Raw genomic sequence first — 21,197 nt, 5'->3', positions numbered from 1 at the left:
TCGACCCGCCTCAGCCCGTACGCACCCGTGCGGCATACCGGGCCACCGGTTTGAACAGCGGTCACCTGACCGACGATGCTGGACCGTATGGCCACGCCCCACGACTCTGACGCGTTGAGCCGGCTCGCTGCCGCCCACGGCGTCGCCCGGTCGTACGAGGGCTCCGACCGCGAGATGGTCACGGTCGACGACGACATCGTCGTCGCGGTCCTCGCCCGGCTGGACGTCGATGCGAGCAACCCCGCGTCGATCGAGCGGGAGCTGCAGCGGGTCGAGGCCGATCGAGCCCGCCGACCCCTGCCCGCGACGATCGCCGTGACCGAGGGGGCCGGACGACCCATCGGCGTCGCAGGACGCCTGCTCCTCGAGGACGGCAGGGCGCTCGACGTCGACGAGGAGCTGCCGGCCGACCTGCCGCTCGGCTGGCACCGGCTGGTCACGGCCGATCAGGAGGTCACCGTCGTCGTCGCGCCGCCCCGGATGCCGGAGGTCCCGCGCACGTGGGGCTGGATGCTGCAGCTGTATGCCCTGCGGTCCGCGGAGTCGTGGGGGATGGGTGACTACGGCGACCTGGCCGAGATGGCCCGTCGCGCCGGTTCCGAGCAGGGTGCCGGTGTGCTGCTGGTCAACCCCGTCCAGGCGTTCATGCCGTCGCATCCGCTGGAGCGGTCGCCATACTCGCCGTCGAGCCGCAGGTTCGCGAACCCGCTCTACCTCCGCGTCACCGCGAGCGAGGCCTTTGCCGCCGCGGATGACCGGACCCGCGAGGACGTCCTCGCGCTGCTGCCGGACCGGGACACCGAGCTGATCGACTACGACGCGGTGTGGGCCGCCAAGCTCGCCGCGCTGGAGCTGCTGTTCCCCTACGCGGGCGCCGTGAAGCGGGACGACCCCGACCTCGAGGCGTACGCGACGTGGGCGGCCCTCGCAGAGCTGCACGGTGCCGACTGGCGAGACTGGCCCGCGGAGCTGCGCGATCCCGGCGGTGAGGCGGTGGCCGAGGCCCGTACCTCGCTGGCGCATCGCGTCGACTTCCACACCTGGCTCCAGCTGCTGTGCCGCGAGCAGCTCGACGCCGCGCGGGCAGCGGCGCACGAGGCCGGGATGGCGGTCGGCCTCGTCCACGACCTGCCGGTCGGCGTGCACCCCGGGGGCGCCGATGCCTGGGCGCTGCAGGACGCCTTCGCCTCCGACGTGCGAGTCGGCTGCCCCGCAGACGCGTTCAACCCCCTCGGCCAGGACTGGGGCCTGCCGCCCTGGCGCCCCGACAAGCTCGCCGATTCCGGCTACGCGCCGTTCCGCGACGTGATCCGAAGCGTCCTGCAGCACGGCGACGGCATCCGCGTCGACCACGTCGCCGGCCTGTGGCGCCTGTGGTGGATCCCTCCGGGCGAGCCCGCGCACCGTGGGACGTACGTGCACTACGACTCCGAGGTCATGCTCGCGGTCCTGACGCTCGAGGCACACCGTGCCGGAGCGATCGTCGTCGGCGAGGACCTCGGCACGGTCGAGGAGGTCGTGACCGAGACGATGCACGAGCGCGGGCTGCTCAGCTCGTCGGTGCTGTGGTTCGAGCGCGACTGGGACGCCCCCGGTCAGCCGCACGTCCCGCCGCAGGACTGGGAGCCCGAGACGATGGCCAGCATCAGCACCCACGACCTGCCGACCGTCACCGGCTGGCTGCAGGACGAGCGCATCAGGGTGCAGGCCGACCTCGAACTGCTCGACGGACCGGCGGACGAGGCGTACGCGCAGGCCGGAAACGACCGCGAGGCGCTGTTCGACCTCGTCAAGGCCGAGGGCATCCCCGCCGAGGATCCCGTCGTGGCGCTGCACGCGGTGATCGCCCGAGCGGCGTCTCGCCTCGTGCTCAGCTCTCCGGCTGATGCGGTCGGGCAGCTGCAGCAGCCCAACCTCCCGGGCACGGTCGACGAGTACCCCAACTGGCGGCTCCCGCTTCCGGTCGGACTCGATGAGTTCTTCTCCGACGAACGGGTACACGCAGCCGTGGCCCCGTTGCGGGCCGCCCGACCACCTCACCCATGACGATGCAAGGAGAGCCCGTGCAGCCCTGGCCCGGATCCGCCTACCCACTCGGAGCCACCTACGACGGGACTGGCACCAACTTCGCCCTGTTCTCCGAGGTCGCCGACTTCGTGGAGGTGTGCCTGTTCGACGAGCAGGGCACCGAGACCAGGGTCCGGCTCGAGGAGGTCGACGGCTTCGTCCACCACGGGTTCCTGGCCGGCATCGCGCCCGGCCAGCGCTACGGCTACCGGGTCCACGGGCCGTACGAGCCGGAGAATGGGCTGCGGTGCAACCCCGAGAAGCTCCTGATCGATCCCTACGCCAAGGCGATGTCGGGCCAGGTCGACTGGGATCCCGCCCTGTTCTCGTACGAGCTGGGGACCCCGGAGGAGCGGAACGATGCGGACTCGGCGGGCCACGTGCCCTACTCGCTGGTGGTCAACCCGTTCTTCGACTGGGCGAACGACCGCCAGCCGCAGACGCCCTACAACGAGACGGTGATCTACGAGGCCCACGTCAAGGGCCTCACGATGAACCACCCGGACATCCCGGACAGCCTCCGCGGGACGTACGCCGCGATCGCCCACCCGGCGATCATCAAGCACCTCAAGTCCCTCGGGGTCACCGCGATCGAGCTGCTGCCGGTGCACCAGTTCCTCACCGACCACTACCTCAGCGAGAAGGACCTGACGAACTACTGGGGCTACAACACGATCGGCTTCTTCGCGCCCCACGACGCGTACGCCTCACAGCCCGGTCGCCAGGTGCAGGAGTTCAAGGGGATGGTCCGCGCCCTCCACCAGGCCGACATCGAGGTGATCCTGGACGTCGTCTACAACCACACGGCCGAGGGCAACCACCTCGGTCCGACGTTGTCGATGCGCGGCATCGACAACTGCGCCTACTACCGTCTCGTCGACGACGACGCGCAGCACTACATGGACTACACCGGCACCGGCAACTCGCTGAACGTCCGGCACCCGCACACGCTGCAGCTGATCATGGACTCGCTGCGCTACTGGGTCACCGAGATGCACGTCGACGGATTCCGGTTCGACCTCGCCGCGACCTTGGCGCGCGAGTTCTACGACGTCGACAAGCTCGCGACGTTCTTCGAGCTCGTGCAGCAGGACCCCGTCGTCAGCCAGGTCAAGCTCATCGCCGAGCCGTGGGACGTCGGACCCGGCGGCTACCAGGTCGGCAACTTCCCGCCTCAGTGGACCGAGTGGAACGGCCTCTACCGCGACACCGTCCGTGACTTCTGGCGCGGCGAGCCGGCGACGCTCGGCGAGTTCGCCTCGCGCATCACCGGCTCGTCGGACCTCTACCAGGACAACGGCCGCCGGCCGTACGCCTCGATCAACTTCGTCACGGCGCACGACGGGTTCACCCTCAACGACCTGGTGTCCTACAACGACAAGCACAACGAGGCCAACGGCGAGGACGGCCGCGACGGTGCGGACGACAACCGCTCCTGGAACTGTGGCGTTGAGGGCCCGACGGACGACCCGGACATCCTCGAGCTGCGCCACCGGCAGCGGCGCAACCTCATGGCCACGATGCTGCTGTCACAAGGCGTCCCGATGGTGCTGCACGGCGACGAGCTCGGACGTACGCAAGGCGGCAACAACAACGTCTACTGCCAGGACAACGACATCGCGTGGGTCGACTGGGACCTGGAGGAGAACGAGCAGGACCTCCTGCGGTTCACCTCGTCCCTGGCGGCCTTCCGCCGTCGCCACCCCGTGTTCCGCCGTCGCCGGTTCTTCCAGGGCAAGCCGATCCGCAAGGCCGACGAGCTGCGTGACATCGCCTGGTTCACCCCGTCGGGCGAGGAGATGAAGGAGCAGAACTGGGACGACGCGTTCGGCCGCTCGATCGCGGTGTTCCTCAACGGCGACGCGATCGAGGACCGTGACGTCCGGGGCGTACGCATCACGGACGACTCGTTCCTGCTGGCGTTCAACGCCCACGACGAGGACATCGAGTTCACCCTCCCCGACGGCGACTACGGCAGGACCTGGACCGTCGCCGTGGACACCGCCACCGGCGTGGTCGAGCAGCCGGGCAGCGGCATGTTCGACACGGGTGCCACCGTCAACGTGCGCGCCCGCTCGCTCGTCGTGCTGCAGCGGGTGCCGGCATGACGACGCCGGCGTCGACGTACCGCCTGCAGCTGCGGCCCGAGTTCGGCTTCGAGGACGCCCGCGAGGTGGTGGACTATCTCCGCGACCTCGGGCTCGGCGCGGTCTACCTGTCCCCGGTGCTCGAGGCGACCCCCGGGTCGACCCACGGCTACGACGTCACGGATCCGACCCGGCTCCGGGACGAGCTCGGCGGCGAGGACGGCTTCCGCTCGCTCACCGCCGCCGCGCGGGAGGCCGGCCTCGGGGTCGTCGTCGACATCGTGCCCAACCACATGTCGGTCGAGGTGCCGGCTGCCAACCCGTGGTGGCGGCACGTCCTGCGAGATGGGCCGGGTTCTGCCTATGCGAACCACTTCGACATCGACTGGTCACGGGGCAGGGTGCTCGTGCCGGTGCTCGGCGACGAGGCCGATCTCGCGAAGCTGACGGTCGAGGGCGACGAGCTGGTGTACTTCGACCACCGCTTCCCGATCGCGCCCGGCACGGGCGACGGCTCGCCCCAGGAGGTCCACGACCGGCAGCACTACGAGCTCGTCGACTGGCGGCGGGGCAACACCGAGCTCAACTACCGCCGGTTCTTCGACATCACGACGCTCGCGGCGGTGACCGTCGAGCGGCCCGAGGTCTTCGACGACGCGCACCGCGAGATCCTGGTGTGGGTCAACGCCGAGGAGGTCACCGGCCTCCGAGTCGACCACCCCGACGGGCTCGCCGACCCGGGTGCGTACGTCCGACGCCTGCGCGAGGCGGCTCCTGGCGCCTGGATCGTGATCGAGAAGATCCTGCACCCCGGCGAGCCGCTGCCGGACACCTGGCCGGTGGACGGCACGACCGGCTACGACGCGATGCGTGAGGTGCTCGGCGTCCTGCTCGACCCGGCCGGCGAGGCGGCGTTCACCAAGCTCGCCGACCGGCTGGGCGTCCCCACGGACTACGCCGCCGTCGAGGAGGAGGCGCGACGGCTCGTGACCGACCGGATCCTCGTCGCCGAGGTCCGCCGCATCGCCGGTCTCCTGCAGGACGTCGACACCGACGCGGCGCGAGCCGCCGTCGCGGAGACGATGATCGCGTTCGGCGTCTACCGGTCGTACCTGCCGGAGGTGGAGTCGACGTGGAGCGACGCGATCAGCCGGGCGCGTTCGCGCCGACCTGATCTCGACGCAGCCCTCACCGCGCTCGACGAGCAGGTGCGCCGCGATCCGGCGGGTGAGCTGGCGACTCGCATCCAGCAGACCTCGGGCATGGTCGTCGCCAAGGGCACCGAGGACACCACGTTCTACCGCTTCACCCGGTTCGCCGCGCTCAACGAGGTCGGCGGCTCACCTGCCGACTGGGGCATGGGGATCGACGAGTTCCATCGCCTGGCCGCAGCACGCGACGCCGGGCACCCCACGACGATGACGGGCCTGACGACGCACGACACCAAGCGGTCGGAGGACACCCGGGCCCGCATGGCCGTGCTGTCCGAGGTCGCCGACGAGTTCAGCGACGCCGTGGTGTCGTGGACCGAGCGCTGCGGCATCGACGAGCCCTCGCTCAACCTGCTCGCCTGGCAGACGATCGTGGGTGCCTGGCCGATCAGCGATGAGCGGCTCAGCGACTACCTGCTCAAGGCCGCACGGGAGTCCAAGCTCCGGACGACCTGGACCGAGCCGGACGAGGCGTTCGAGGAGTTGGTCGTCAGCTGGCCGGCCCGCGCGCGGGCCGAGCTGGGCGACGAGATCGAGGCGTTCGTCCGCCGGATCGAGCTGGCTGGCTGGACCAACTCGCTGACCCAGAAGATCGTGCAGCTCACCGCGCCGGGGGTGCCCGACGTCTACCAGGGCACCGAGCTGTGGGACTTCTCGCTCGTCGATCCCGACAACCGCCGCCCGGTCGACTACGGTCTGCGACGGGAGATGCTGGCCCGGTTCGACGAGGGGCTCGTGCCCGATCTCGACGTGTCCGGGGCAACCAAGCTGTTCGTCGTCAACCGCGCGCTGACCCTGCGCCGGGACCGGCCTGAGCTCTTCGAGGGCTATCGGCCGCTGCGCGCCGAGGGCTCGGCGGCCGATCACGCGCTGGCATACGCGCGGAGCGAGGACCTCGTGGTGGTCGGCACGCGCCTGCCCGTGGGCCTCGAGCGGGACGGCGGTTGGGGCGACACCACGGTGACCTTGACCGAGGGGGAGTGGACCGACGTCATCACCGGCTCCTCCGTCGACGCGGGTGCGATCGAGGTCGCCGAGCTGCTCAGCCGATTCCCGGTCGCCCTGCTCGTCAGGTCCTGACCAGCAGCGCGACGACGTCGACGAGCGCGATCGCCAACGCCGCCCGGAACGCCGCTGGTCCGCGGCCCAGCCGACCGGCGATCGCCAGGCCCACGACCAGCGCAAGCGTGAGCCCGTCGGCGACATCGATCCTGCGGTCGGGCCCCAGGACTGTCGCGGCGGACCCGGCCAGCATCAGCGCTGTTGCGAGATCCAGCGACCGGCGGGCACCGAGCCGGTGCGGGAGTCCTTGCACCCCGGTCCGCTCGTCGTCCGCCAGGTCCGGCACCGCGTTGATGAGGTGGGCCCCGACACCCAGCAAGGCGCCGGCCACGGGCATCCACGCCGGCGACATGCCCTCACCGGCAGCGAGCGAGACGACGATCGGGAGGCACCCGAAGCACACGGCGTACGGCAGGAACGAGCCCACCGTCTTCTTGAGCCATCCGTTGTAGGCCCATCCCAGCGACACGAGTCCCAGGTGCAGCAGCCCGGCCCGGAGACCGAGTGAGAGGGAGGCGACAGCGGTCGCGGCGAGCGCGAGGGCGATCGCCACCCGCACGGTCTCGGGTCTCAGCACCCCGGTCGCGAGGGGCTTGTCGGTCCGCCCGGCGATCCGGTCGCGATCGCGATCGATCAGGTCGTTGGACCAGCCGACGGAGAGCTGGCCGGTGAACGCCGCGATCGCGGTCAGGGCCACGGTGGCGGGAGTCGCCTCCATCGCGACCGCCAGCAGCACGGCCAGCGTGGTCACCGCTGTGCCGGGCTCGGGATGGCTGGCGCGCAGCAGCGCCTGCGCCGTCGACGTCAGGGCCGCGAGCCGATCCCGGTGCCGAACTCGCGGGACCTCAACGGTCCGCTGCTCTTGGGGTCGAGCGGCGGCATGGTGCTGCCCGCGCCATGGCGTACGCCTTCCAGGAACGCCTCGAGGGCCTCGCGGCCCGTGTGTTGCGGCTGCCAGTCGAGCTCGGCCTTGGCGCGCTCGGCCGACATCACCGGGAGGCGCATCAGCGCGTCGAACAGGTTGCCGGGCGCCGGCACGAGGTGCAGCCGCCACGCCGCTCCGAGGGCGTGTCGGACGACGCCAGCCGGCACGTCGAGGGCCTTGGCCGAGAACACCTCGGCGAGAGCATCGCGGTCGAGCACGTCGTCGGTGGTGATGTTGAAGGCGCCGCGCACGGGCCGCTCGATCGCCGCGGCGAGGGCACGGGCCAGGTCGCCGGAGTGCACCGTCTGCATCTGCAGGCCGGTCGGCACGGGGAGCATCGGGATCAGCTTGGGGTCCAGCAGCCGCCCCGGCAGAAGGGGACCGCCGAACAGGCGCCGCTGTGCCGTCGCCGCCGAGCGCTGGAACACGAACGCGGGCCGCACCCGCACGACGCGGGTGTCGGGGTGCTCGAGCTCGAACACGTCGAGGAGCCGTTCGACGTACGCCTTCTCGCGGGCGTACGCCGCGCTCGACGGGCCGTCGGTCGGCCAGTCCTCGTCGACAGGGGTCCCCTGACCGGGCGAATAGGCGGCGACCGAGGAGCTCACGATGACGGCCGGTACGCCCTGCCGGCCGGCCGCGTCCAGCAGCCGGCGCGTGCCGACCGCGTTGGACGCCCAGGTGAGGTCCGGGTCGTGGCTGGGCTGGAACAGCCAGGCGAGGTGAACGACCACGTCGGCGCCGGCCACGAGCGGGTCGAGATCGCTCGTGGCGATGTCGGCCGACTCCCACCGGACGGACGCGAGGTGCTCGGCCCGGGGGGTCACTTCCGGCACACGTCGGGCAACGCCGACGATCTCGTGGCCCGAGCTGCTGATCTCCCGGACGAGCGCGCTGCCGATGTTGCCCGAGGCTCCGACGATGACGATCTTCATCTGATCGGGATACCCGCTTGTCATGCCGCCCAATCCGCATGGGTCCCCGCCCGTGCGGGTACTCCCGACGCATGATCGCGCACGACGTCGCCCCGGGAGTCATCGGCATCACCCAGGCGTCCACCAACTGCTATCTCGTCGAGGCCGACGACGGTCTCACGTTCGTTGACGCCGGATTGCCGCGGACCTGGGCACTGGCAGACCAGGCGGTGCGTGAGTCGAGCCACACGTGGGCAGACGTGAGTGCGATCGTCCTGACGCATGCCCACTTCGACCACCTCGGCTTCGCTGCGCGAGCCCAACGGGAGCACGGTGTCGAGGTGTGGGTCCACGAGGGGGATCTGCGCATCGCCAAGCACCCGTACGGCTACCACCCGGGGCGGCCGCGCCTGCTCTATCCGCTGAAGCATCCTCGAGCGATCCGCCACCTCGCCGCCATGACAGCCGCTGGTGCCTTGAGGGTGAAGGGGGTCCCGCGAGTACGGACGTTCGGCGACGGCGACATGCTGCAGGTGCCGGGGCACCCCCACGTCATCGCCACCCCCGGTCACACCGACGGACACTGTGCCCTGCACCTGCCCGACCGCGAGGTCATCTTCACCGGCGACGGCTTGGTGACCTTGGATCCGTACACGGGGCGCACCGGCCCGCGCATCGTGGCGCGGGCCGGAACCCACGACGGCGAGCGGGCTGTCGAGTCGCTCGAGGTCATGGCGCTGACGAACGCCGCCATCGTGCTGCCCGGCCATGGTGAACCCTGGACGGCAGGAGTGGCCGACGCCGTCCGACGGGCGTGGAGAGAGGGCGCTGCCTAGCAAGCGTCAGGGTCGCCAGCGGTGGTTGGTCTGCCAGATGCCGTGGGGTGTCTTGGTCTGGATGTGGCCGTCGGTGTGTTGTCGGAACTGCCATGCCTCGTTGTGGGCTTGGTGGTGGTGTCGTGAGCACAAGAGCGTGCCGTCGTTGATGTTGGTGGTGCCGCCGTGGGCCCAGTCGGTTCGCCAGTGGTGGGCTTCGCACCAGCCGGGCGGTGCTTCACATCCGGGTGCGACGCAGCCGTGGTCGCGGTTTGCGATCGCGATCCTTTGGGCGGGGGTGAACAGTCGTTTGGACCGGCCCATGTCGATGGGCAACGGTGCTCCGTTGAGGACCATGGGCAGGATGCCTTGGTTGCAGGCGATGCGGCGCAGCTCGGTGTGGCTGATCCGGGTGCCGGTCGTCAGGGTCGCCGCAGCCGCTTGTGACTTCAGGTCCTCGAGGTCGATGTTGACGGTGACCAGGGCTGGGGTGCCGCCGGTGGTCGGGAGCTGGTCGACCGGCAGGTGCTCGACCAGGTGGGCGAAGGCGCGGCCCATTCTCTGGGTGTAGGTCAGCTCGTCCTGCTCGCGTTCCTGCTCGGCCGTCAGGTGGCGCCTGCGGGGTGCGGCGATCGCGTCGAGTGAGGTCTTGAGCATCTCGGCCTGCAACGAGGGCAGGCGTCCGGCGAATCGCCAGGTGCCGTCGTGGTCGTCGACCATCCACATCTCGGTGCGACCCCAGGCGCGCCGTTCGCGTAGCCGCAGGGCTTGGTCCTCGTCGACGGCGGCCTCAGCTGGTGGTTTGAACACGTCGGTGATCCGCAGGGCTCTTTGGCGTAGGTCCTTGATCGGGAACCGCTTCGCATCGGCGATCAACGTCGTCTCACACGCATCGCGCTGGGCGGGAGTCACATCGTCGGGCAGGTTGTCCATCGCGCCGGCGATCACCGCCGCCTGCGGCTCGGCCAGATCACCGGCAGCCAGCGCGTCCTCCGTCCGGGGTGCTGACGACAGCGTCTTGGCCACCCGCACGGTCCGGTTCGCCTCATAGGTGTCGCGGCCGAACCCACGGGCCAGCAGGTCACCGGTCCTGGCCCGATCGCCCAGCCCGGCGTCCAGCGCCCGTACGGCGGCCAGCTCGTGCGCCGTGATCCGGGCCTTCAACCTGCGCAACCGCTCGGCCGCCGACCGTCGCAGCACCGGGTCCAGCGAGGCGTACGCATCGACAGCCATCGAATCGAGGACTTCCTCGAGCACGTCCAGGCACCCCACCAGCGGTGGTGGCTGCGGGACGAGCTCGGCGACCATGATCCCCCGATCACTAGAACGTATGTTCGACTGATCCCAATCTAGACCACGCCTCGGACACTGTCCATGACCGCAAAAACGGACTGTGGAAACCTGCGAAGGTGCCGATCAGGATGACCGCACTAGGCTCGAATCATGGACTTCAGATATCTCGGGAACAGCGGCCTCAAGGTCAGCGAAATCATCTACGGCAACTGGCTCACGCACGGCTCTCAGGTCGAGAACGACGCGGCACTCGCGTGCGTACGCGCGGCCCTCGACTCGGGCATCACGACGTTCGACACCGCTGACGTCTACGCCAACACCAAGGCCGAGTCGGTGCTGGGGGAGGCGCTCAAGGGTGAGCGCCGCGCGTCGGTCGAGATCTTCACCAAGGTCTACTGGCCGACCGGCCCTGGCGGACCCAACGACACCGGCCTGTCGCGCAAGCACATCATGGAGTCGATCGACGGCTCGCTCGAGCGACTGGGCACCGACTACGTGGATCTCTACCAAGCGCACCGGTACGACCACGAGACGCCGCTCGAGGAGACCATGCAGGCGTTCGCCGACGTGGTCCGGCACGGCAAGGCGCTCTACATCGGCGTCAGTGAGTGGACCGCCGAGCAGATCCGCGCCGGCCATGCGCTGGCCCAGGAGCTCGGCGTCCAGCTGATCTCCAACCAGCCCCAGTACTCCATGCTGTGGCGCGTCATCGAGGGCGAGGTCGTCCCCACCAGCAAGGAGCTCGGCATCTCGCAGATCGTCTGGTCACCGATTGCCCAGGGCGTGCTCACCGGCAAGTACAAGCCAGGTGCCGCGCCGCCCGAAGGTAGCCGCGCCACCGACGAGAAGGGCGGCGCCGACATGATCAAGCGCTTCCTCGACGACGAGGTGCTGACCGCCGTTCAGAAGCTGCAGCCGATCGCCGACGACCTCGGCATCACGATGGCGCAGCTCGCCGTCGCGTGGGTGCTGGCCAACGACAACGTCGCTGCGGCGATCGTCGGTGCATCTCGGCCTGAGCAGGTCGAGTCCAACGCGCAGGCCTCGGGCGTCTCGCTCGACGACGACGTGCTCAAGGCGGTCGACGAGGCGCTCGGCGACCTCCCCGAGACCGATCCGGCGAAGACCACGTCGCCCGAGTCCCGCGTCGTCTGAGCCGGCGCCATGGCTTTCACCGTCTGGTGCCCCGACCTGCAGCGCGTGCGTCTGCGGGTCGGCGGCACCGATCACGAGATGCGGTCCGGCGACGACGGCTGGTGGCGTGCCGATGTCGAGGCCGGACCGGGCACCGACTACGCCTACCTGCTCGATGACGACGACACCCCGTTGCCGGATCCACGCTCGACGTGGCAGCCGAACGGCGTGCACGCGGCCTCCCGGACGTACGACCACGAGTCGTTCGCGTGGACCAATTCGCAGTGGCAGGGCCGTGCGCTCGAGGGGTCGGTGATCTACGAGCTGCACATCGGCACGTTCACCCCCGGGCGTACGTTCGACGCCGCCATCGAGCGGCTCGACCACCTCGTCGACCTCGGCATCGATCTCGTCGAGGTGCTGCCGGTCAACGCGTTCGACGGTGACGCGGGCTGGGGCTATGACGGCGTGCTGTGGGGCGCGGTGCACGAGCCGTACGGCGGGCCTGATGGCTTCAAGCGGTTCGTCGATGCCTGCCACGCTCGCGGGCTCGGAGTCGTGCTCGACGTCGTCTACAACCACCTGGGTCCGTCAGGCGCCTACCTCGATCGGTTCGGGCCCTACTTCGCGGGCCAGAACGACTGGGGACCCGGGCTCAACCTCGACGGCGCGCAGTCCGACGAGGTGCGGCGCTACGTGCTCGACAACGCGCTCGGTTGGTTCGAGCACTTCCAGGTCGACGCCCTGCGCCTCGACGCGGTGCACGCGCTGTCCGACCACCGAGCGCTGCCTCTGCTCGAAGAGCTGTCGGCCGAGACTGCCCGCCTCTCGTCAGAGCTCGGCCGACCGCTGGCGCTCATTGCCGAGTCCGACCTCAACGACCCCCGCATGGTCACGCCGCGCTCCACCAACGGGCTCGGCATGGACGCCCAGTGGTCGGACGACCTGCACCACGCACTGCACGTGCGGCTGACGGGGGAGACCGACGGCTACTACGCCGACTTCGCCGCGCCCGGCGCGCTGACCGCGACACTGCGGGGTGCCTTCTTCCACGCCGGCACGTGGTCGTCGTTCCGCGAACGTACGCACGGCCGCCCCGTCGACACGTCCTCGCTGACCGGCACGGCCTTCCTCGCGTACCTGCAGAACCACGACCAGATCGGCAATCGCGCCACCGGCGACCGCATCTCGGCAGCCATCTCGCCCGGCCTGCAGGCGTGCGGTGCGGCGATCGTCCTGCTCGGGCCCTACACCCCGATGCTGTTCATGGGCGAGGAGTGGGCGGCCGGCACACCGTGGCAGTTCTTCGCGTCATTCCCCGATCCCGAGCTCGCCGAGGCCGTGCGCACCGGCCGCCGTCGGGAGTTCGGCCGGCACGGGTGGGGCGAGTCCGAGGTGCCCGACCCGATGGACCCGGCGACGGTCGAGCGGTCGACGCTCGACTGGTCGGAGGTCGGCGACCCGGACCATGCCGCGATGCTCGATCTCTACCGCTCGTTGATCGCGCTCCGTCGAGCGCACCCTGAGCTGACGGATCCGTCGCTGGACGGGTTCGTCGTGGAGGTCGCGGCAGACGATTCCTGGCTCGTCATGCACCGCGGCTCGCTTCGCGTGGCGGTCAACTTCGCCGCGGAGTCGTTCGAGGTGCGTACGTCCGACTGGTCACCCGAGTCACCGGAGCACGTGCTGCTGCGCTGGGGCTGAGTGCGGCGGTGCCCCGTCCGGCCGCACTGGCCGAGCTGTCGTCACCTACCAGCTGATCTCGCCTGAGGCGTCGAAGAACGTACCGGACAGCCCGGAGGAGTCCAGCAGGGCTGCTTCGACCACGACCTGGGCTGCCTCGTCGGCCGTGGTCGGTGCGGCGGCACGGTTGTCCGGACCGCCGAGGTCGGTCTGCACCCAGCCGGGACAGACCGAGTTCACCTTGATCGCCGAGTCGGCCAACGCCTTCGACAACGCGACCGTCAGGCCGTTCAAGGCAGCCTTCGACGTCTGGTAGGCCGGCACGACCAGAGAGAAGTAGGGCGAAGCCGGGTTGAGCTGCTCGGACAGCGAACCCATGGTGGTCGACACGTTGACGATGCGGCCGGCCGGCGACGCGGCCAGCAGAGGCAGGAAAGCCTGCGTGACGGCAACGGCGCCGAGCACGTTCGTGTTGATGGTCTGCGTGAACAGTGCCAGGTCGAGGGGCCAGCCGGCATCGGGCGTGGTCGCCTCGGGGAGGATCCCCGCGTTGTTGACGAGGATGTCGAGCCGTCCCTGCTCTCGAGTGACCCGTTCGGCTGCTGCTGCGACGCTGGCCGGGTCGTTGACGTCGAGCCGGATCGCGGTCGCATAGATGTCCTCACGCCGCAGAGCGACGACCGCCGCGCGGGACCGCTCCTCGTCGCGCGCGGCGATGATGACGGTCGCTCCCGTACGTCCGAGGAGCCGCGCTGTGGCGAGTCCCAGTCCGCGGTTGCCTCCGGTGATGAGAGCGATCTTGGTGGTCGTGGTTGCTTCTGCTGTCGGCGTGGTCATGGTGCCAGCCTCGCTGGCACCGCGGCCCGGTGCTGGCAGCTATCGGACCTCGCGTTGAACCGCCATGTCACACAGGGCCTCTGGTTTTCGTCTTCATGGTGAAGCTGCACACAACAGGAGGACGACATGACCGGAACCACCCGCATTCCCCCCGCCGAGATCAGCGGATTCAAGGGCGCGATCATCAAGCGGTTCGCGAGGAAGGCACTCGGCCAGGTGCCGAGCTCGATCGGTGTCTACTGGCACAACCAGAAGGTGTTGATGACCATGGCGGGCCTCGGAGGCAAGCTGAAGAAGTGGGACGCGTGCGACGAGCAGCTCAAGTCGTTCGCCCACATGGCGGTCGCCTCGCAGGTGGGCTGCACCTGGTGCCTCGACTTCAACTACTTCGAGGCCAACAACCTCAACCTCGACATGGACAAGGCGCGCGAGGTCCCGCGCTGGCGCGAGGTGGCCGTCTTCTCGCCGCTCGAGCGCGAGGTGCTCGAGTATGCCGAGGCGATGACGGTCACGCCACCGTCGGTGACCGACGAGATGGTGGCCGGGCTCCGCGACCAGCTCGGCGACGCTGCGCTCGTGGAGCTGACGGCGGTGATCGCCTTCGCCAACTTCACGACTCGCCCGAACGTGGCGATGGGCATCGAGTCGGACGGCTTCGCCGCCGCGTGTGGCCTCAGGCCGCTCGCACAGCCGACCACCCTGACGTCATGAGCGTCTCGCACGTCGAGAGTGGGTGAGCCAGGTCAGTCCGCGATACGCGGACAAGCGCAGTGGCGAACGCTGCCGCGCCGCCGCCTCAGGCGGTTGCCGAAGCTCCGAGGCGCGCTGGCGCTCCACCTGCAGGGCCAGGTCTCGCTCTCGTCGTTGGGCATCGGACTGGGCCAGGTAGATGTGGATCATGGGTGTTCCCCCTCGCAGACGAGGCTCGTGGGTGAGGTACGCCCTGTACATCGGGGGAAGTGCGTAGATCCCGTACGTCCGCCCATCAGGCAAGCCGCTGAGGTACCTCACTGGTCGGTGGGAGGGTCTGCCATGGTGCTGGCGCCGGCACCGCCGGTGCGGTTCACTCGTCACATGAGCGAAGCGGCCCTGCGAGCACGCCGGTGAGGCCGCGGGACTGGGCCGGGCCCGAGGTGGCGGCTCTCGACGCCGAACCCTGGTCGATGCCGTTCGCCGGGACTATGCGGCCGTTCGGCCTGATGGCCATGATCCGACTCACCTGGGCCGCCGCGTTCCTCCCGACGGCGAGCGGCGCCGCGGGTCTGGCCTACGCCATCGCTGCCGATGATGCTGCTCGCCACTCGAGCACGTTCGTCGTCTTCAACTGCATCGCGATCGCCCTGGGCGTGTCGATGGCCGGCTACGTCCTCGTGAGCCCGGCGCGGCTGCTTCGCCTGGCTGCACCCGCGGTCACGCTGCTGGTGCTCTACTTCTCGGTGGTGATGGTCACCCTCGGCGTCTGGTCGGCGGGTCCGGACCTCGCGGTCGTCGCGCTGGCCTACATCGAGGCGCCGCTGTTCGCGTTCTACATGCTGCGGCTGCGCTGGGCGGTCGTTCATGCCGCCTTCCTGCTGGGCTGCTTCGGGGTCGTCCTCGGTACGCAGGACGGTTGGTCCTCCCCGTGGCAGGCCTGGCTGTTCGCGGCGGCGAACATCATCGGCACGGGAGTCGTGATGGGCCAGATCGCTGCTCGAAGCAACGAGCTCGCGACGTCCGAGCACGAGGCGCGGGTCGAGCTGGCCGAGCTCAACCACACTCTGGAGGACCGGGTGGAGTCCCAGGTGGCCGAGATCGAGCGGCTGAGTGGCCTGCGCCGGTTCCTCTCGAGCCAGGTCGCCGACGTGGTGCTGGCCGAGGACTCCGCAGAGCTCTCCAAGCCCCACCGAGCACGCATCGCGGTGTTCTTCTGCGACCTGCGCGGATTCACCGCGTTCACCAACGGCGCCGAGCCGGAGGAGGTCGTCGAGGTGCTCGGTGACTACTACAGCGCGGTCGGCGGGCTGCTCCAGCGCTACGAGGCGACAGTCGGCGACTACGCCGGCGACGGGATCATGGCCTACTTCGGGGACCCGGTGCCGCGAGACGACGCTGCCCTGGCTGCCGTCGCGATGTCCGCCGAGCTCGGCAACACGATGTCGGGCGTCGTGGCCGGCTGGCAGCGCCGAGGATACGACCTGGACTACGGCGTGGGGCTCGCGTTCGGCTACGCGACGCTGGGGATCGTCGGGTTCGACGGGCGGTACGACTACAAGCCGGTCGGTGGGGTGGTCAACCTCGCGGCCCGTCTGTGCGCCCGGGCCGGGCCCAGGGAGGTGCTGCTCGACCACGCGACGCACGCCGAGACCGACGAGGTCCACGCCAGCAGCCCCGTCCCGGACCTGGATCTCAAGGGCTACGGCTCCGCGGTCCGCGCCTACCTCCTCGGCGCCGGCTGACGTCCGTCGAGATCCGGACCGCATGTCCGGTGCACTGCTCGGCGTTTCCCCGGGGTGCCCATGGGTAGTCGGTGTCGATCAGGACGCGCGACAACGAGACCCAGAGCAGCGGAGGCCCCATGAGCACGACCGACGAGCGGACCCGATCCGCGCCCAAGCCCGAGGACGATCGCAAGCCTGACTCACCCGCAGATCTCCACAAGAGGTCGTGGTTCTACGTGGCGCGAAAGACGCTCCGCGAGTTCTCCAAGGACCAGTGCACCGATCTGGCGGCTGCGCTGACCTACTACGCCGTGCTCGCGCTGTTCCCCGCGTTGATCGCGCTCGTCTCGCTGCTCGGCGTCTTCGGGCAGGGCAAGTCGACGGTCGACGCCCTGCTGAAGATCGTCGACCAGGTCGGACCGTCGTCGGCGGTGGACAGCCTGCGCCCGACCATCGAGCAGCTCAGCACGGCGCAGGGCGCCGGCATCGCGCTGATCACCGGTCTGCTCGCAGCCCTCTGGTCCGCGTCGGGCTATGTCGGGGCGTTCGGTCGTGCCATGAACCGGGTGTATGACATCGGGGAGGGGCGCCCCATCTGGAAGCTGCGTCCCGTGCAGCTGCTCGTCACCCTGATCTCACTCGTCCTGGTCGCGATCGCCGCGGCAGCCCTCGTCCTGACCGGCCCGGTGGCCGAGGCCGTCGGTGAGCAGATCGGCCTGGGGTCGACCGCCATCCTGATCTGGGACATCGCGAAGTGGCCCGTGCTGCTGGGTGTCGTCGTCCTCGTCGTCGCGCTCCTCTACTACGCCACGCCGAACGTCAAGCAGCCCAAGTTCCGCTGGATCAGCGTGGGCGCGGTCTTCGCGATCGTGGTGTGGATCATCGCCTCAGCCGCCTTCGGCCTGTACGTCGCGATGTTCTCGAGCTACGACAAGACGTACGGATCCCTGGCCGGCGTCGTCGTGTTCCTCCTGTGGCTCTGGATCACCAACCTCGCGCTGCTGTTCGGTGCGGAGCTGGATGCCGAGCTCGAGCGAGGGCGCCAGCTCCAGGCCGGCATCGAGGCGGAGAAGGACATCCAGCTTCCGCCACGCGACACCCGCAACATCGACAAGGCCGAGGAGAAGGAGCAGGAGGACGTGGCCAAGGGTCGCGAGCTTCGCGTCGAGTCAGAGCGGGACAGCCGTAGCTGACCGTCGCCTCACTGCTCTCTTCAGAAGTCGCGGAGCAGCTCGTCAAGTCGTGCGGGCCGCTCGAGCGGCACGAAGGTACGGACGCCGGAGATCGTCGTTGCTCAAGCGCCCGGAGTGCAGGCGGCAGCGGCGGTGTTGCGAAGCAGGCTCGAACTGCGGCGCGGGGAACGCCATGCGCCGGAGCGTAAAAATGTAACTCCGGTGTACAGCACGGGGCTGCGCAATATGTGCCACCTTGTAAAGGTGAGCCTGTCGCATATGCGACACACGCTCCTTCCGGAGCAGCGACAGAGCCCCTATGTGGGGTGCGCGCCTCGGAGGGGTTTGCCACTCCCACAGTCGTACGGTCTGCTGATCTCACATCCACGGCACTCCCGCACCATCGTCGCCCCGAACTCGTCGACGCGGCGAAGAAGCCGTGGCCCTTCTTGCCTGGTCACAGGATCGAGAAGACATGAACGACTACGTGCATCACGACTCAGCCGGGCCGCGCGGCCGTCACACGCTGCACACGGCGGTGGGCGTGACAGCCTTGACGCTCGCCTCGCTGGGCATCCTCAGTGCCAAATCGGCCCAGGCAGCAGACCCGACCATCGACCTCGGGACCGCCAAGGCGTTCTCGGTCCTCGCCGGTTCAGGCGTGAGCAACACAGGTGTCACGTCACTGGCTGGCAGCGTCGGAAGCTACGAGACCCCCACGGTCAGCACCGACACGCCTTTCGTGTTCACCGGCGCTGGCGCGGAGGACCACGCCGGCGACGGGGTCACCCAGCAGGCCAAGTCCGACCTGTTGGCGGCATACAACGAGACCGCCGGGGCTTTGCCTCCGACCGCTGTCCCGCAAGAGCTCACCCGCAACGACCCGTACCTGCCCGGGATCTATCGCGCGAGCAGCAGCATGCTGCTCAGCGGCGCGATGACGCTGGACGGCAACGGGCGCAAGGACGGAGTCTTCGTCTTTCAAGCGCCCTCGACGCTGATCACCGCGTCAAACTCGACGGTGAACTTCGTCAACGGGGCGCAACCGTGCAACGTCTACTGGCAGGTCGGCAGCTCGGCCACCTTCGGCACCGGTACGAGCTTTGTCGGAAACGTCCTGGCGCACACCAGCATCAGCGCCACGACCAACGCCACGTTCGAAGGACGGCTGCTCGCCAGCAACGGGGCCGTCACCTTGGACAGCAACACCATCGTCGACCCTCGTTGCGACACCACCCCAGACGCCGGTACCGACACCACCGCAGTCACTGGCACTGAAGGCACCAGCACGGACTCCGGTACCGAGACGGACCCCGACGGTGGCACAGACACAGACACGGCCGTCGACACCGATGCCGGCACCGACGCAGGCGGGGGTACCGACACTGACACCGACGCCGGGGCCAGTGCCGACTCTGGAACTGAGATCGACGCCGGGACAGACGCCGGAGCCCAAGCCGACGATGGCTCCAACATCGACAGTGCGGGCACTGATTCCGACTCAGTCGACTCATCGACCGACCTCCCGGACACAGGCGGGCCGGCCGTCATCCCGCTCGCCTTCGCCCTCGTGGCCATGGCCGGAGGGGTGGCGTTGGTACGGGCACGGCGTCATCGCGGCACGCACCGAGCGTGAACGTCACGCGCTGAGCTCAAGCTCGGCCGGTGACGCCGGAAAGGCCGGACTCGTCGACCGAACCCAGGGCGGTTGAACCGTCTCGCATCGACGACCAGTCTCTGTAGGGTTCGGGGATGTCCCTCGAATTCGCTTGCAGGTGTGCATGCCCGATCGGCATGCCGAAGCTTGTCTCCGATTGCTTGCGGGTGGCTGAGTGATGGACGTCGGTGTCGCGGTTCCGCAGATGGCTGAGGGCTACGGCCCCGGCACCACCGTTGACTGGGCGCGCGGAATCGATGCAGGACCCTTCTCGAGCGTCTCGGCAGGGGAGCGCGTCACGTTCAGCAATCCCGAGATGGTGGCGACGCTCGCCGCGTGTGCTGCAGTCACCGAACGCGTGCGCGTCTTCGCCAATCTGTGGGTGCTGCCGCAGCACGCGATGCCGATGGTCGCCCAACAGATCGGCACCCTCGACCACCTTGCTCGGGGCCGTCTCGACGTGGCAGTCGGCGTCGGAGCTCGGGATGACGACTACCGCGCCGTGGGACGGGACTTCTCCAACCGCCACTCGCGGCTTGACTCCAACATCGCCGAGCTGCGTCAGCTGCTGGCGGGGCACCCGCCGTTCGACGGAGCCGAGCCGGTGGGGCCGCTCCCGCTGCAGCCCGGCGGTCCACGCATCCTGGCCGGCGCGATGGGACCCAAAGCCATGCGCCGGGCTGCTCGATGGGCGGACGGGATCAGTGGGTTCGACATCGCAGGCGACCGCGAGGCCATCAGTCGGGTCAACGCCTTGGCCGAGAGGTGCTGGGAGGAGGCGGGTCGCGACGCGCCGCCCGTCAAGATCAGCGGCTGCTTCGTCGCGGTGGGGATCGGCGACGCCGCTGAGACGTTGCGCTCGTTCACCGCTCGCTATCTGGGATTCCTCGGCCCAGAGCTCGCAGGCGCGATCGCGAAGACGGCCATCACTGCGACGCCCGACGCCCTGCGCGGAGTGCTGGACGGTGCTGAGCAGGCCGGTTGCGATGAGTTCATCGTGGTGCCCGCCACCACCGATCTGCGCTGCCTCGACGCGGTGGCGGACGTCGTCGCTGCTCGTGGATGACGTCAGCGCAGGTGCGCCCGGACCCTTCGCCGCCCTCTTGGAGGAGTCGGGACGGGTTCCAGGCATGCGCGGGCTGACTAGATTGGTGCCATGACTGACGACGCTGTTGTCGCCTGGAAAGGCAACACGCTGCTCACGTTCGACGGCACGGTCCTGGAGGTCTTCGGCTATCCCGGCACCCTCAGTGCCCGATTTCACGTCGCCAATCTCGACCTGACCGTGGGTGAGCCGGATCGCAAGGGAGATCGGTTCCTACGCCTCGCGACGCGCCTCCGGAGTGCGGGCTCCATGCGCCTCGAGGTGACCGCCGACGAGTGGCTCGAAGTGCAGGAGGTCATCGACGCGGTGCAGGCTGCGCTCGCGCTGGATTGAGCCCTCCCGGTCGGGTGTCGTCACTGCGGCCACCGGCGTGCCCAGTCCTCGATCGGCCAGACCGACTCGCTGCTGGCATCCCAGCCGACGGTGATGGTCTGTCCGGGTTCGAGCCGCGAAGTGGCCGAGAGCTCGACCTGCCATGTCACCGAGCGAACCACGCCCGAGCCGAGATCAAGCCTGAGCTCGACGATGGCGACGCCCCGATCAGCCGCCGTGCTGTTGATGGTTCTCGAGCTGACGATCTGAGCGCCAACCCACTCCACACGGCCTGACTGCACCGGCTCCTGCCGCCGTCCCGACGGCGGGGCAGCGGCGACCCTCCTCAGCAGTGCGACAACGGCGAGTGTCGCCAACGCGCACAACAGCACAGTCGCGACCACGATCGTCAGCACAGTCACCACGGCCCAGACCTTATCTCCACACGCAGGACGCCCCGCCGGTGATGCGCGCAGCGGAGCAATGTCTACCACGAACCCTGCCAC

At 69.3% G+C, this 21,197-nt stretch carries 17 protein-coding genes; 12 read left to right on the top strand and 5 right to left on the bottom strand.

Annotated features, from left to right (window positions below; genetic code table 11):
• The first annotated feature begins 87 nt into the window (after positions 1 to 87).
• From malQ to treY, 3 genes are read left to right on the top strand one after another with little or no spacing between them, the layout of a single operon-like run.
• Positions 88 to 2,046 (top strand): 4-alpha-glucanotransferase, encoded by a 1,959-nt coding sequence (gene malQ / locus AB0N22_RS07665; RefSeq protein WP_364637783.1) that lies wholly within the window; start codon positions 88 to 90, stop codon positions 2,044 to 2,046.
• A 17-nt stretch (positions 2,047 to 2,063) separates the two neighbouring features.
• Positions 2,064 to 4,175, top strand: coding sequence for a glycogen debranching protein GlgX (gene glgX, locus AB0N22_RS07660; protein WP_364637781.1), 2,112 nt, complete (start codon positions 2,064 to 2,066; stop codon positions 4,173 to 4,175).
• Positions 4,172 to 6,445, top strand: coding sequence for a malto-oligosyltrehalose synthase (gene treY, locus AB0N22_RS07655; protein WP_364637779.1), 2,274 nt, complete (start codon positions 4,172 to 4,174; stop codon positions 6,443 to 6,445). Before glgX ends, treY begins: the two co-directional genes overlap by 4 nt.
• Here treY and AB0N22_RS07650 read toward each other — a convergent pair.
• Together AB0N22_RS07650 and AB0N22_RS07645 are read right to left on the bottom strand one after the other, a co-directional pair.
• Entirely contained in the window at positions 6,435 to 7,178 is a 744-nt protein-coding gene (locus AB0N22_RS07650) for a UbiA family prenyltransferase (protein ID WP_364637777.1), read from the bottom strand. The genes treY and AB0N22_RS07650 overlap by 11 nt on opposite strands.
• A 53-nt stretch (positions 7,179 to 7,231) precedes the next feature.
• The gene (locus tag AB0N22_RS07645) at positions 7,232 to 8,287 is read right to left on the bottom strand and encodes an NAD-dependent epimerase/dehydratase family protein (RefSeq protein WP_364637775.1); all 1,056 of its coding nucleotides are present in this window, start codon (positions 8,285 to 8,287) and stop codon (positions 7,232 to 7,234) included.
• 71 nt (positions 8,288 to 8,358) lie between these two features.
• Here AB0N22_RS07645 and AB0N22_RS07640 point away from each other — a divergent pair, with 71 nt between their 5' ends.
• Positions 8,359 to 9,102 (top strand): MBL fold metallo-hydrolase, encoded by a 744-nt coding sequence (locus AB0N22_RS07640; protein ID WP_364637773.1) that lies wholly within the window; start codon positions 8,359 to 8,361, stop codon positions 9,100 to 9,102.
• A 6-nt stretch (positions 9,103 to 9,108) separates the two neighbouring features.
• Here AB0N22_RS07640 and AB0N22_RS07635 read toward each other — a convergent pair whose 3' ends face one another.
• Positions 9,109 to 10,389 carry a DUF222 domain-containing protein gene (locus tag AB0N22_RS07635; RefSeq protein WP_364637771.1) on the bottom strand — a complete coding sequence of 427 codons (1,281 nt, stop codon included), beginning with the start codon at positions 10,387 to 10,389 and terminating at the stop codon, positions 9,109 to 9,111.
• 135 nt (positions 10,390 to 10,524) lie between these two features.
• Here AB0N22_RS07635 and AB0N22_RS07630 point away from each other — a divergent pair, with 135 nt between their 5' ends.
• Together AB0N22_RS07630 and treZ are read left to right on the top strand one after the other, a co-directional pair.
• Complete coding sequence (locus AB0N22_RS07630; protein ID WP_364637769.1) at positions 10,525 to 11,529, top strand: aldo/keto reductase family protein; 1,005 nt, start codon at positions 10,525 to 10,527, stop codon at positions 11,527 to 11,529.
• 9 nt (positions 11,530 to 11,538) lie between these two features.
• Positions 11,539 to 13,212: a malto-oligosyltrehalose trehalohydrolase gene (gene treZ / locus AB0N22_RS07625; RefSeq protein ID WP_364637767.1), complete on the top strand. Its 1,674-nt coding sequence runs from the start codon at positions 11,539 to 11,541 to the stop codon at positions 13,210 to 13,212.
• Between the two features lie 45 nt (positions 13,213 to 13,257).
• On the opposite strand, the gene AB0N22_RS07620 is transcribed toward treZ, so the two are convergent.
• On the bottom strand, positions 13,258 to 14,028 hold the full coding sequence (locus AB0N22_RS07620) for an SDR family oxidoreductase (RefSeq protein WP_364637765.1): 771 nt from the start codon (positions 14,026 to 14,028) through the stop codon (positions 13,258 to 13,260).
• 126 nt (positions 14,029 to 14,154) lie between these two features.
• On the opposite strand from AB0N22_RS07620, the gene AB0N22_RS07615 reads away from it, so the two are divergent.
• The 6 genes from AB0N22_RS07615 (at position 14,155) to AB0N22_RS07590 (ending at position 20,712) form a co-directional block, all read left to right on the top strand.
• Complete coding sequence (locus AB0N22_RS07615) at positions 14,155 to 14,739, top strand: carboxymuconolactone decarboxylase family protein (RefSeq protein ID WP_364637763.1); 585 nt, start codon at positions 14,155 to 14,157, stop codon at positions 14,737 to 14,739.
• A gap of 392 nt (positions 14,740 to 15,131) precedes the next feature.
• Positions 15,132 to 16,463, top strand: coding sequence for an adenylate/guanylate cyclase domain-containing protein (locus AB0N22_RS07610; protein WP_364637761.1), 1,332 nt, complete (start codon positions 15,132 to 15,134; stop codon positions 16,461 to 16,463).
• 119 nt (positions 16,464 to 16,582) lie between these two features.
• On the top strand, positions 16,583 to 17,638 hold the full coding sequence (locus tag AB0N22_RS07605) for a YihY/virulence factor BrkB family protein (RefSeq protein ID WP_364637759.1): 1,056 nt from the start codon (positions 16,583 to 16,585) through the stop codon (positions 17,636 to 17,638).
• A gap of 454 nt (positions 17,639 to 18,092) precedes the next feature.
• Entirely contained in the window at positions 18,093 to 19,253 is a 1,161-nt protein-coding gene (locus AB0N22_RS07600) for an ice-binding family protein (RefSeq protein ID WP_364637757.1), read from the top strand.
• A 199-nt stretch (positions 19,254 to 19,452) separates the two neighbouring features.
• Positions 19,453 to 20,340 (top strand): LLM class flavin-dependent oxidoreductase, encoded by an 888-nt coding sequence (locus AB0N22_RS07595; RefSeq protein ID WP_364639262.1) that lies wholly within the window; start codon positions 19,453 to 19,455, stop codon positions 20,338 to 20,340.
• Positions 20,341 to 20,430: 90 nt separating this feature from the next.
• Positions 20,431 to 20,712: a hypothetical protein gene (locus AB0N22_RS07590; RefSeq protein ID WP_364637755.1), complete on the top strand. Its 282-nt coding sequence runs from the start codon at positions 20,431 to 20,433 to the stop codon at positions 20,710 to 20,712.
• Between the two features lie 20 nt (positions 20,713 to 20,732).
• Here AB0N22_RS07590 and AB0N22_RS07585 read toward each other — a convergent pair whose 3' ends face one another.
• Entirely contained in the window at positions 20,733 to 21,116 is a 384-nt protein-coding gene (locus AB0N22_RS07585; RefSeq protein WP_364637753.1) for a hypothetical protein, read from the bottom strand.
• Between the last annotated feature and the right edge of the window lie 81 nt (positions 21,117 to 21,197).

It is taken from the genome of Aeromicrobium sp. NPDC092404 (assembly GCF_040684095.1).
In the GTDB taxonomy this organism is placed as follows: Bacteria; Actinomycetota; Actinomycetes; order Propionibacteriales; family Nocardioidaceae; genus Aeromicrobium.
This window is presented reverse-complemented; position numbering and strand designations above follow the sequence as displayed.